The following is a 12719-nucleotide window of genomic DNA, read 5'->3' on the forward strand; positions in this document are numbered from 1 at the left end:
TTGAGATTTAAGAATATGGATGTTCGCCCTGCTGCCGCCCTGAAAAGCCTGACTCAACGTGGCCTTGCGCTGGTCCTGGCCAACGCGCTGTTCTGGCAGCCGTTGCTGGCCAATGCCGACGGCATCGTGGTCAGCGGCCCAGGCACCACGCTCGGCCAGGCCGGCAACGGCGTTCCGGTGGTGAACATCGCCACGCCCAATGGCAGCGGCTTGTCCCATAACCAGTTCAAGGACTACAACGTCGGCCCCAATGGCGTGATCCTCAACAACGCCAGCGGGCCGCTGCAAAACACACAACTGGGCGGCATCATCGTCGGCAACCCGAACCTCAAGGGCGGCGCGGCGAACGTCATCCTCAACGAAGTCAACGGCGGCAGCCCCAGCCAGTTGCGTGGCTATACCGAAGTGGCGGGGCAGTCGGCCAAGGTCATCGTGGCCAACCCTTATGGCATCAGTTGCAATGGCTGCGGGTTTATCAACACCCCCAACGTCACGCTGACCACCGGCAAACCTGTGATCGATAACGTCGGTCGCCTTGATCATTACCAGGTGGATGGCGGCGCGGTGACCATCGACGGCAAGGGCCTGAACGCCAGCAACGTCGACCGTTTCGAGATCATCACCCGTTCGGCCAAGATCAACGCGCAGATCAATGCGCGCGAACTCACCGTGATCGCCGGGCGCAATGACGTCGATGCGCAAAGCCTGAAAACCACCCTACGCGCCGATGACGGCAGCGCCAAACCGGAACTGGCAATCGACTCGTCGGCGCTCGGCGGCATGTACGCGGGCGCCATCAAGCTGGTGGGCACCGAAGCCGGCGTGGGCGTGAAGCTCGACGGTACGCTGGCAGCCAGTGGCGGCGACATCCAACTGGACGCCAACGGCCACTTGAGCATGGCTCAGGCCGCATCCAGCGGCGCAGTGGATATCAAGGCGGCGAGCCTGGAGACCAAGGGCCCGGTCTACGCCGGCACCACGCTCAAGGCGCAGACCAAGGGTGAGCTGAAAAACCGCAAGACCCTGGCCGCCCGGGACAGCATCACCCTGGCCAGCAACGGCCAGTTGACCAACAGCGGCATCATCGAAGCCGGCGTCAACGCCGATAACACGCGCAATGCCGGTGGCGACGTCACGCTCGACAGCCAGAACATCACCAACACCGGTCGGGTGATCGCCAATCGCACCCTCACCGCCACCGCCGCACAAACACTGGATAACCAGGGCGCCACGATGAGTGCCAAGCAGGCGCTGAACGTTACCGCCGCCAGCGTTGATAACCGCAACAAAGGCCAACTGCTCAGCGACGGCGCACAAACCCTCAACGTCAGCGGCCTGCTGGACAACAGCCAGGGCGGCATCATCGACAGCACCGGCGCCTTTGCGCTTTACGGCAATCGCCTGGACAACAGCGCCGGCAACCTCACGGGCGCAAGCTCCATCACCGTGGATTTGCTTGGCGACCTGATCAACCGCAACGGCAAGCTGGCGAGCGTCGGCCCGTTGCTGGTTCAACGCGCCGTCCATGTGAATAACCAGGGCGGCAAGCTCGCCAGCCAGGGCCTGCTGACCCTGTTCGCCAACAGTGTCGATAACCAGAGCAGCGGGACGCTGGCCGCCAATGATGGCCTGGCGCTTACCACCACCGGCTTGCTGCAAAACGGCGGCAACGGACTGATCCACAGTGAAAAGGCCGGTGTGACGATCACCGCCGGCACCCTCATAAACAACGGCGGGCGCATCGCTGCCAAAGCCGGCGATGCGCTGATCGACGCCACCGACTTCAACAACGGCAGCGGCACGCTGTTGGCCCGTGATCGCATTCGCCTCAGCGGCTTGAATGTGGATAACGGCGGTGAGATCGCGGCCAATCAGATTGATCTGAAGCTGCAAGGCGCCCTGACCAACCGTGGCTTGATCGAGAGCGCCACGACCTTGGATGTCGACGCCGCCAGCCTGACCAACAGCGGCCAGATGCGTGCATTGGGCCAGGCGGGTAAAACCCGCTACGCCATCGGCGGCTTGCTGAACAACAGCGGCAGCCTGGAAACCGCCAACGACCAGTTGAGCCTTGCCGCCGGCACCTTCCAGAACACCGGCGGCAAGGTACTGCACGTGGGCACTGGGGTGCTCGATCTCAGCGGCATCAGCCTTGACGACGTTGGCGGCAGCCTGGTGACCCACGGCGACCTGACCCTCGACAAAACCCATTGGACCAACAGCACCGCAATCCAGGCCGGACGCTTGACCGTCAATGTCGACAACCTGCAACAGACCGCCACCGGCAAACTGCTCGGCACCCGTGCACTGGTCGGCAATGGCCTGGACTGGACGATTGGCGGCACCGTCGCCAGCCAAGGCAGTCTCGACCTGTCCGTGGGCAACCTGCTCAATGATCATGGCCTGATCTTCAGCGGCGGGGATATGAACCTGCGGGTCGATCGCCTGAAAAACCTCGCTGCCAACATCTACGCCATGGGCAACCTACGCGTTGATCGCGACGGTCAGGGCGGGCTGGCTTCCAGCATCATCAACAGCTCGGGCACTATCGAAAGTGAACGCAACCTGGCCCTGGCGGCCAGCACGATCGATAACATCCGCACCGTGCTCACCACCGAGTCGGGCATCTACAGCGCTTCCATTACACCCGTCGCCTGTATCGATGGCGTGACCGGCGGCGACTGTGAAGGTGGCAAGCAGAACCGGCCGTTCCAGATCACCCAGCGTGACCACTTCATCGTCACCAACGCCACGGCCGGCGCCAGCATCACCTCCGGCGCCAACATGCAGCTTACCGGCGGCACGTTGCTCAACAGCAGCAGTAGCATCGCCACCGGCGGCGACATGACCGTGCGTGTCGACCAACTGACCAACGTCGGGCTGGTGACCCACGACACGCAATACGATCGTGTCTTTGCCTCTGAGCGCGAGCGCAAGCCGGCGGGCTGGTACCGCGAGGCGGCGGCGTTCACTGCGCGTTATTCAGCGGGCAAGAACATGGACGGGGTTGAAGCCGCCATGGCCGCGTTCATCGGCAAAATGGAGAGCGAAAAAACCGCCCTGCGCAAAACGACCCAACTGATGGTGCCGGACCAAAGCTACGCCGCAGTCATCCAGGCCGGTGGCGCAGTGGCCGTAACCGCCCAGGAAGGCATCGATAACCGCGTCGTGAGGCGCGGCTACACCTACGTCGGCAGCGGCGCCAACACCCATGCGCCGGGCTTCTCGACCGAGGTCAGCCTCAACCCCCAACTGCCGCCGGACGTTGCCCAGCAACAGGTCAACCCGCTGGGTCTGCCCGGCTTCAACTTGCCGATCGGTGAGAACGGGTTGTTTCACCTCAACGACGGCAAGGGCGTGAACGGCCTGCCGACCAGCCAGTTCGCAGCCAGCCCGCACAAGTACCTGATTGAAACCAACCCGCTGCTCACCGACATGCGTCAGTTCCTGAGCTCGGACTACATGCTCACCAAACTCGGCTACGACCCTGACACGGCGCAGCGCCGTCTGGGCGACGGCTTCTACGAGCAGCGCCTGATCCAGCAAGCCGTGCTCGCCCGCACCGGCCAGCGTTTCATCGACGGCCAGACCAGCGATGCCGACCTGTTCAAGCACCTGATGGACAACGCCATCGGCAGCAAAAGCGCGCTGAACCTGTCGGTGGGTGTGAGTCTCACCGCCGAGCAGGTCGCGGCCCTGACCCACGACATTGTGTGGCTGGAAAACGCCACCGTGGCCGGGCAACAAGTGTTGGTGCCAGTGCTGTACCTCGCTCAGGCCGGCAACCGCCTGGCGCCCAATGGCGCGTTGATTTCCGGCAGCGACGTCAACCTGATCACCGGCAAAAACCTCAATAACGCGGGTACCCTGCGCGCGACCGGCAGCCTCCTGGCAAACGTCGGCGGCAACCTCGCCAACAGTGGGTTGATGGAAGCCGGTGGGCGCCTCGACCTGCTCAGCGGCAACAACCTGAGCAACCGCGCGGGCGGTGTGATCAGCGCGGGCAACATCAACCTCGCCGCTGGCGCCGACCTGCTCAACGAACGCAGCGTCACCACCCACGAAAGCGCCAGCAGCTACCGCACCGAACGCAGTGACTTCGTCGACAGCGCCGCGCGTATCGAATCGGCCAAGGATTTGACTTTACAAGCCGGGGGCAATTTCAACAGCGTCGGCGGCGTGCTCAAGAGCGGTGCCGACACCACGGTCAAGGCCGTGGGCGACGTCAACATCACCGCCTCGAAAACCCTCGACAGCGGCGCCATCGGCAACCGCTCGAGCTTCACCACCATTGCCCAGCAAGGCTCCGTCGTGGAGGCGGGCCGCGACCTGCACGTGGTCGCCGGTCGTGATATCAGCGCTGTCGCCAGCCAGGTTGAAGCGCAGCGCGATATCAACCTCATCGCCACACGCGACCTCAACGTCAAGGCGGCGGCCAACGAGCAGCATTCGTCGTTCAACTCGAAAAAAGTCAAAAGCATCGAGGACCACGTCCAGCAGGTATCCAGCGTGATCAAGGCCGGCGGCGACGCCACCCTCAGTGCCGGGCAGAACCTGCAACTGGTCGCCAGCCAAGTCAATGCCGGCAACGAGGCCTACCTGGTATCCGGTAAAAATCTGGAGCTCAAAACCGCGCAAGACCAGGACTACAGCTTCTACAGCAAGACCAAGAAAACTTCCCAGGGTAAGAAATTCCGCCTGGATGAAACCGACGTCGTGAACAACGTTGGCAGCCTGGTCAGCGCGGGGACGAACAGCACCGTCGTCGCTGGTGCAGACCTGCTGTTGGCCGGCAGTGCTGTCACCGCAGAAAAAGGCGCGGCACGATTAGTCGCCGCGAACGATGTGCAGGTTTTGGCCGTCAGCGATTCTGAAAAGTCTCGCCACGAACGCAAGGAAAGCAAAAGCAGTTGGGGTGGCTTCAAGTCCAGCAAGGTCCAGGACAAAGTGGATGAAGCCAGTACCACCGCAGTGGGCAGTATGGTGTCTGGCGACACGGTAAGCGTTGCCAGCGGACGGGACGTGAAAGTCACCGGTTCATCACTTGTGAGCACGGGTGACCTTGCCGTGCAGGCCGGACGCGACCTGACCATAGATGCGGCGCAAAACACCTTCGCCCGCACCGACATGCACAAGGAGAAGAATCGCGACCTTACCGGTGTGTTGACCGGTAACAAGCTTGGCCTTGATGACGCCACTGGCAACCAGAAACTGTACATCAACAGCTCGAAACACAACGGCACTGCAAACGAGACAACGTTGCTGGGGAGTACGGTCGGGTCCAGCGCAGGCAATGTAAATCTGGTCGCCGGACGTGAATTGACGGTAGTCGCCAGTGATTTGGTGAGTACGAAGGACATGTCGTTAAGCGGTTCGAATGTCACCCTTGCCGCCGGCACAGAAACGGCTAACCAAACCAGCAAGGACAGCTCCAGGAGCTTGGCAGTAGGCCGGGTTATTGGTGGCGTCGCGGTGGATACCTATAAGAGCATTCGCAATGACGTTCGGGCCGCCCAACAGGCCGACGACAGTCGTCTGAAGGCTGTAAAAGGTGCCCAGGCGCTACTGTCGACCTACGATGCGCTGGGTGGCAGTAATGATGCGGCCAATGAGTCGGATGGCAAGCCTGCCAACAGCGCTGGCTCGGTGTTCAAGATAGGGACCGAACTCGCGTCTACGCACAAAAAAAGCACCAGCGAATACAACGCCGAAACGGTGAAGCAATCGACCCTGAACAGTGGCGGCAGCTTGGCAATCGTCGCAAACGGCAATGCGCAGGGCTCCGCCGGCGACTTGCATATCATCGGCAGCAGCATCAAGGCTAAAGACACGCTGTTGCAGGCCAAGAACAACGCCATCCTGGAAAGCGCCCAGGATCGGAGAAACTGGGATAACCAGGACAAAAATAACAAGACCAGTGTCGGCGTCAGCCTCAGCTTCGGTGAGCAGAGCGGCTTTGTGCTCGACCTGGGTGCCCAGATGGCCAAGGGTATGGGGCGCGGAAATGAAGTCACCCAAGTCAATAGCACGGTGGATACCGGACTGCTGGTCCTTAAAACGGGTCAGGACGCTACCCTGGCGGGCGCGCAGGTACATGCAGACGCGATCAAGGCGCAGATCGGCGGCAATCTGAATATTGCCTCGCGTCAGGACGAAGCCAGCCAGAAGAACAAGCAAACCAGTGGCGGCGCCGGCGTGAGTATTTGCGTGCCACCCTTCTGCCTGGGGTCCATGGTTTCGGGCAGTGCCAATATTGCTGGCAGTAAAATGAACAGCGATTACAAGGCTGTGGCCCAACAGTCCGGTTTGTATGCGGGCAAGGGTGGATACGACATCAATGTCGGCAAGAACACCACCCTTCAAGGTGCGGTGATCGCCAGCGAAGCCAGCAACGACAAGAACTACCTGAGTACTGACCGACTATTGGTCAGCGACATCAAAAACAAAAGCGATATCAAAAGCCAGTCCGCAAGCCTGAGCTATTCCGGCGCAACCGCCGGTTTCGAAGACGCTCGCTCAGGGGTGGGTGGCACGATTCCGCTGTTGCTCAAGGAGTCTGATAGCAGCAAGACACGCAGCGCGATCAGCCCCGGAACGATCGACGTAAGAAGTGCGGACGGGGCCAATGATCTGATCGGCCTGAACCGCGACACCGCGAATGCCAACAAACTGCTCGACCGGCCTGATGAGAAGGCCATGCAAGAGCGTATTGACCTGATCCAAAGTTCGGCGCAACTGTCGAGCAGCGTAATCAACAAGGTTGCCGAAGCCAAGGCGAGTAAAGCTGCAGCATTGAGTAAGCAGGCAGATGAACAGGCAGAGGCTGGTTCACCTGATGCTGATCGGACGGCGCTGGCGGCGAATGCGGCGTATCTGGATGCCAAGAGTTGGCAGGTGGGGGGTGACAAACGTCTGATGGCGGACATCACTTCCGGTTTGATTGCCGCCGGACTGGGCGGAGCGACGGGGAGTACCGCTGCCGGTATTGTTGCGAACACATCGTCCAGCGACATCTTCAACAGAATCGGCACTTTTGCCGATGCTCAGAAAAATCGTAAAGATATTGATGACGCGACAAGGGCGGCGTGGGCTGAAGGCGGCGCCGCGCGCGTTTTACTGCACGCACTGACCGGTGCGGCGCTTGGCCTGTCCAGCGGGAATGTACAAAGTGCCGCACTCGGCGTCGGCGCCTCCGCTGCGCTTATGCCGTCCATTGGTGAGGCTCTGAAAGGAAGCGAGCTGAGTGAGGCAGAGCAAGGTGCGCTTTCGACCTTGATTGCTACGAGTCTGGGGGCTTCGATTGGGTCAGCCAACGGAGTCAGTGGCTCGGTTGTAGCCGGTAGCGGAGCAGCGGCAGTTGACCTCAACAACCGCCAGCTACACGCCATCGAAATCAATCGAATCAAGGCGCTCGCAGGAAAGTTCGCGCAAGAAAAAGGTATATCCCTGGAGGCTGCTGAAGCCAGGCTTCTCGCCCAGGCCCAGCAGAATGTCGATAAGGATTTTGCGACTGACCATTCTATGGTCGACCTGAGTGCCCTGTCTTTTCTACGCTCCCAGGCAGTGACGTTTGTAGACGAAAGCGGGCGCACGATGTTGATGTTTGCCCCCGGCGGTAATGGCGCCTACGAAGATGCTGGGATGTATGGACATACCTGGAGCCAGTTCACGACTGAGCAGCAGGCGATGCTGGGTGCAGCCTCAAACAAGAACCAGTCCCAAAAAGACAGCGAAATATGGGATGCAACACGCAGCACTGCCCTTGGAGGCCTAGGTAAAGGCGTTGTGAACTATCCCAGCGATGCCGTGAATGGGATCATCGACCTAGGGAAACAGATTCTTCATCTCGACGGTGTGGGTAAGGAAGTTGTGCCAGTCCCTTTGGATTATGACAACCCGGTCGAGAAAGAGGTTGCCAGCGGTGCACAGCACTTGATAGACAACGCGATGATGGTGCTGGGGGCCGCATGGTCGTCAATGGGTGGCAAAGGCCATTCGAGCGATTTGTCGTCGGGCGAGACAAAAGTCGTGGGTGATGGTGCTCCAGCGGCGAATGGTGCCAGCTTCCAGGGTGAAAAGCCGGCAGCGCAAGCACCCAAGCCAACGAGACTTGCCACGGTTACGGACGAGATGAAGGCCAATCCTTACCACCCGGATTGGCAGCGGTATGCGGGTAGTGAGCCCCGAGCGGTTGGGGCGGATGTTGTTAGCGGCGTTCCACAAGTGGTAGATCCGAAGTCCTTAATTGGAAGGCAGGGCCGAGATGAAATATCAGGTTCACAGGTGAAACGAATGACAAAGGACATGAAGGCCAATGGGTTTGATGCAAATCACCCTATCGAGGTGGCTAACGTGAACGGGAAGTTGATCATCCTTGATGGCCACCATCGCGCGGAGGCTGCTGCGAAAGCTGGGATTAAAGATGTACCTATCAATGTGCACAGCGTGACCAAGGAACAGGCTGATCAGCTCATGCGAGAAGCTGCTGAAGCTCGGGTGAGGTACTAATTTATGAGGCCAACTAATATGGATTATGCGTTTCTCTTTGCAACGCTTCAGAGTCAGTTGGTTCTTGCGTTCGCCGAACTGCACCCCAATGCAAAAGATTCTACCTGGCTCCTCGACTTCCCGAAGAGGGGAGACATGCTTGTTGATGGTGATCAATGGCAATTTCTCAGGCATGGTGCAGGTATTCGTTTTGAAAGAGTGTCGCGTAAACCCCATTGGGTCGTGGATGTTCATAAACGCTTTGATGAGCCGAAAATAATCGATAATTGGCGATTACTTCATTTTCTTGAATCGTGCGGGGTAAGCATGGATGAAGGCCAAGTGTCATCGTTATTAAATGAGTTGTGTTTAAACGGTCATTTGCTTGACCAAGGTAATGGGCAGTTTCTATTTGTCGACTGATCACGAGCAAGGAGTTCTTGATGAGTTTGAAAAACGACTTGAATGATGTGCTTCATGATATTTTTGAAGGGCAAAAAGAGGTGGCTTTATTTGTTGTAAGTGGGAAATATTATTATGTTGTTGATGATAAAGAAAATTATTGCATCGATGTTGGGATGGAGTACAAAGCCTATATAGATTCGGGTGACATGAATGCGGATCTTTATGACGAGGCAGTCGCTAATTTCAGAAGTAGCATCCCTGTGCTGGATGTCAATACCTTTTCTCAGTACGTAGATGCTGGAAGTGTGATTGAGTTCTCTGTTGAGGACATGCGGGGCTTTTTCCATTTTGGCTATTCCCCGGAATATCTTCTTGAGATTTATCGGCATGTCGGAGCTATTGTGTCTAATGACGCGGAGGGGCGGCTGGATGAACTTGGCAAGTTGAGAATGAGGCTTCCGAAATTCTTTATCGATCTTGATAATAAGGTGCTGCGGCATACTGATTGGGATAGAGCTCATGAGGATTATGCTACTTTAGGTTGGGATGCAAAGGCATCCAGCGATTTTGATAAGTTAATCCCAGCTGAAAATAAATACTGGGTGGTCAATGATATGGATTTCTGGATTCTCTACTCATAAGATTTTGATGAAGTAAGGGGCGGCGAAACAAGGGGCGGATTTATTTAAGTGTGGCGCTGGCCTGTCACACTTGGTTTTTTAGGATTGACACGATACGTTTAAATTTTTTTACTGACACGCGATGCTTTTTACCCTCACAAGGATGATCAATGAAATCCGCAAAATTCTCGCTCCTGGCGTTCCTCATGTCCTGCCTGGTGGCCGGTTGGGGCTTGGTGTATGTCGGCCGTATCAAGTGGGGTATCTGGGTCGCCGTGTTGTTGTATGGCGGGTTCGCGCTACTGGGGGCGCTGGGTCTGGTTGCTACCCCCTTTGGGCTGTATGGGCTCTTCGCCTTCTTGATCACCGTCAAGCTGGGCTCAGCCATCCTGTCCGCCGTGCTGGCGCGTCGCTACAACGGACCGCCCAATGTGCCACGCAAGCGTTTCCACGTTCTTTACGTCGGTGTGATGGTGATTGCGGTACTGATGCTCGATGTATTGCGGGTACCCGTGCTGGGGTTCAAGAATTACTACATCCCATCCGGATCGATGGTGCCGACGCTGTCCATTGGCGACTACATCCTGACGGACCTGCGGGCCGGTCCGCCCAGGGTGGGGGATATCGTGGTGTACCGCTGGAATGGCACTGAAGCGGTCAAGCGCGTGGCCGGTGTTGCCGGGGATACGTTAGCCCTGGTGAACGGTGAACTGATCCACAACGGCGAAAACCTCGGGTTGTTTCACGCACCGGCCGACCGCGTAAAAGGACCTGAATCCCTTGAAATGGCACCGGTCACGGTCGAGCCAGGGCACCTCTTTTTGCTGGGCGACAACCGCTGGAGCAGCAACGACAGCCGCTTCATGGGCCAGGTCGCGGTTAAGGACGTGGTGGGCAAGGTGACGGGCATCTGGTTCTCAAATGAGCGGGCGCGTATCGGGACGACGTTCCCATGAGCCTTTCGAGTGGGGCGTGTCGGGTTGTGCAGTGGCTGTGCCTGCTGGTGATGTGCTGCAGCGCCAGCGCATTCATGGGGGCCTGGCTCTATCTCGATCGCAGTTCGTCGATGCTGGGCGTGGCGGCCGGCGCCTTTGTGTGGTGCGGCATTGGCCTGTTGTTCGCGTTTGTGTTTGAGCGGTCTCGCACTGCCGCAGCCACGCTCCGGTTTATGTTGACTCGGACAGTGGCGCTGCTGATGCTTGCGGCGGGTGCGACCTACCTGGTTGGCCTGCTGTGGGTCGAGCCGGAACATGATTTTATGGAGGCTCAGTTAAAAGGGGCATCGTGCGGCAAGTACACAGGTGTGATTGAAAAAGGGTGGGAGCAAATTTGCGCTGATTCAAGGCAGCCGCAAACGCCTTGAAGCTGGCTGTGCTTGGATAGGCAGTCGGTTTGGCCCTTTTGATTTTTTCAATGTTCATTGAGCGTTTTTTGATGATGAATCGATATGCAGGAAAGCCCTTTCTCCGACTTCTTGAATGCTACGTCCTGTCGGCCATTGGTGCGCTGTCCGACCAGCAACGCGCCGATTTGACGGCACTCGAACCCAAGTTGCACGAGCTGTATGGGACGCAGGGCAGTTGGTCTGATGTCGTCGCCTCTCAGATGGATTTTCCGCCCTCGTTGGAGGAAAAAATTCGAGCCGTGTGGCGCACAAATTCGGAAAAATTCGCCCAGGCCGGTGTGCCAATAATCGCCGAAGACTTTGCCAGAAACTTTGTAGACACCAATTTTCCTTCTTAAAGCTGGAGCAACACCGCATGGACGCAAGCAACACCGCTAAACGCCCGACCATTCTGGCCAGCATCGGCCACCGCCTGGCCGACATGTTCGCCAAGACCATCGTGATCCAGACCGGCAACCTGACGAGCGTGCGCGGCCTGGCGCATATTTATGACAACGGCAGGGGGTAAGCACGTCATGAGCGATTCAGTATCGGCTGCACAAACCTGGGACCTCGCCAGCCCGTTCAGACGTTTGCTCGGCTATTTCATTGATATGGCCGTTGTGTTTTTCCTGCTGTTTTTGCTGCGCAATCTGGACTACGCGTATCTCTATTTGCACTCGGTGGCAGGTCCGAAGTTGTTTGAAGGCTTGCGCTATGTGCTGTTGTTTTCAGCCTTCGGGTACTTTTTGTTTTGCGATGCCTTACCCAACGGCCAGAGCCTGGGTAAACGGGTGTGCCGCACGGCGGTGGTGGGTTACCCGTATCCTACGAACTGCACGCTGTTCCAGTCGTTTCTGCGCAATGTGCCGAAGCTGTTGTTCAGTGTTCTGGACGGTCTTTTTGCACTGTTCGGTTTGCGCCGTCGCTTGGGCGATATGTTGGCCAAGACGATTGTGATCAACACGTGAGCAGGGCGGGGAGGGTGCAGCCGTGGCCGGTTAGTAGAATGAGGCTGATTGGCGAACCTTTTTATTTATTACGTAAAGGCCAATAGCCACTATCGTTTTTGTTTCCCTGACAAAGCCTTAGGAGATTTCGCCAGAGGCTTGCACGCAAGCGCCAGTAAAACGGCGCTGCCAGGGCGTCAAAACAACTTGAGAACGGCTTTCAACTCCGTAAAATGCCGCGATTGTTTAAAGCACGATACTTTTCAGGGACGAATTCATACATGCGTGTGTTTGCCATATTTCTCGCGGCCTGCCTCATGGCGGGCTGTGCCTCCAAGCCGGATTACTACATCTCCCCGGCGCCGGTGACCATTCCCAAGACTGCGACCTACTGGCTCGACACTTTCGACGTAGAGGTGGTGGGCAAGAACGAACGTTTCCTGCCGGATGACAAAGTGCGCCAGCAACTCGGTGTCGATCTGGTCGACCGCCTGCTCAAGTCCAAGCGCTATGCCACCAGCAAGGACAAAGCCGATTACCTGCTGGATGTGAACGTCATCTATACCCGGCGCATACAAGACACCCAAGGCGGTTTCATGACGGCCATCGTCGATGACAAGACCATCCTCGCCAGTGTCGACTTCAACTACCAGGTCAAGGTCAAGAAAGCCGGCGCCGAAGTGCTGCATTTCTCTCAGGCTCGCCAAGGGCTGATGCCAGGCGGGTACAAGGGCGACTGGCAGAACATGAAAACGATGGCCGGGGTGCTGACCAACTCTGGCAACTCCAGCGTCGAGACCTTCTACACCGGTTTGTTGAGCCGATTCATCGTTGACGACCTGCGCGGCATTCCGTCCCGCTAGCGTTAGCTGC

The 12719-nt window shown here is 57.9% G+C and carries 9 protein-coding genes; all 9 read left to right on the forward strand.

Annotated features, from left to right (window positions below; all coding sequences use genetic code 11):
* Positions 1–15 precede the first annotated feature (15 nt).
* The 9 genes from CI807_RS07235 (at position 16) to CI807_RS07270 (ending at position 12709) form a co-directional block, all read left to right on the forward strand.
* Positions 16–8508, forward strand: a complete 8493-nt coding sequence (locus CI807_RS07235; protein WP_095014193.1) for a hemagglutinin repeat-containing protein — start codon at positions 16–18, stop codon at positions 8506–8508.
* A gap of 18 nt (positions 8509–8526) precedes the next feature.
* The gene (locus CI807_RS07240; RefSeq protein ID WP_095014194.1) at positions 8527–8910 is read left to right on the forward strand and encodes a hypothetical protein; all 384 of its coding nucleotides are present in this window, start codon (positions 8527–8529) and stop codon (positions 8908–8910) included.
* A 20-nt stretch (positions 8911–8930) separates the two neighbouring features.
* On the forward strand, positions 8931–9533 hold the full coding sequence (locus CI807_RS07245) for a hypothetical protein (RefSeq protein WP_095014195.1): 603 nt from the start codon (positions 8931–8933) through the stop codon (positions 9531–9533).
* Positions 9534–9682: 149 nt separating this feature from the next.
* Entirely contained in the window at positions 9683–10468 is a 786-nt protein-coding gene (gene lepB / locus CI807_RS07250; RefSeq protein WP_095014196.1) for a signal peptidase I, read from the forward strand.
* The gene (locus CI807_RS07255; protein ID WP_256578727.1) at positions 10465–10875 is read left to right on the forward strand and encodes a hypothetical protein; all 411 of its coding nucleotides are present in this window, start codon (positions 10465–10467) and stop codon (positions 10873–10875) included. The genes lepB and CI807_RS07255 overlap by 4 nt, the downstream gene beginning before the upstream one ends.
* A gap of 29 nt (positions 10876–10904) precedes the next feature.
* Positions 10905–11255: a hypothetical protein gene (locus tag CI807_RS07260; protein WP_256578728.1), complete on the forward strand. Its 351-nt coding sequence runs from the start codon at positions 10905–10907 to the stop codon at positions 11253–11255.
* A gap of 17 nt (positions 11256–11272) precedes the next feature.
* Entirely contained in the window at positions 11273–11425 is a 153-nt protein-coding gene (locus CI807_RS31255; protein ID WP_157742000.1) for a hypothetical protein, read from the forward strand.
* Between the two features lie 7 nt (positions 11426–11432).
* Positions 11433–11867, forward strand: coding sequence for an RDD family protein (locus CI807_RS07265; protein WP_095014197.1), 435 nt, complete (start codon positions 11433–11435; stop codon positions 11865–11867).
* A gap of 260 nt (positions 11868–12127) precedes the next feature.
* A complete protein-coding gene (locus tag CI807_RS07270) occupies positions 12128–12709 on the forward strand; it encodes a hypothetical protein (RefSeq protein WP_095014198.1) in 582 nt (193 codons plus the stop codon).
* Positions 12710–12719: the final 10 nt, after the last annotated feature.

This window comes from Pseudomonas sp. NS1(2017), assembly GCF_002269425.1.
Classification (GTDB): Bacteria; Pseudomonadota; Gammaproteobacteria; order Pseudomonadales; family Pseudomonadaceae; genus Aquipseudomonas; species Aquipseudomonas reactans.

Excerpts from the sequence above, each read along its gene's own strand:
- CI807_RS31255 (WP_157742000.1), top strand. The coding sequence starts at position 11,273 with ATGGACGCAAGCAACACCGCTAAACGCCCGACCATTCTGGCCAGCATC.
- CI807_RS07245 (WP_095014195.1), top strand. The coding sequence starts at position 8,931 with ATGAGTTTGAAAAACGACTTGAATGATGTGCTTCATGATATTTTTGAA.
- CI807_RS07265 (WP_095014197.1), top strand. The coding sequence starts at position 11,433 with ATGAGCGATTCAGTATCGGCTGCACAAACCTGGGACCTCGCCAGCCCG.
- CI807_RS07255 (WP_256578727.1), top strand. The coding sequence starts at position 10,465 with ATGAGCCTTTCGAGTGGGGCGTGTCGGGTTGTGCAGTGGCTGTGCCTG.
- CI807_RS07240 (WP_095014194.1), top strand. The coding sequence starts at position 8,527 with ATGGATTATGCGTTTCTCTTTGCAACGCTTCAGAGTCAGTTGGTTCTT.
- CI807_RS07270 (WP_095014198.1), top strand. The coding sequence starts at position 12,128 with ATGCGTGTGTTTGCCATATTTCTCGCGGCCTGCCTCATGGCGGGCTGT.
- CI807_RS07235 (WP_095014193.1), top strand. The coding sequence starts at position 16 with ATGGATGTTCGCCCTGCTGCCGCCCTGAAAAGCCTGACTCAACGTGGC.
- lepB (WP_095014196.1), top strand. The coding sequence starts at position 9,683 with ATGAAATCCGCAAAATTCTCGCTCCTGGCGTTCCTCATGTCCTGCCTG.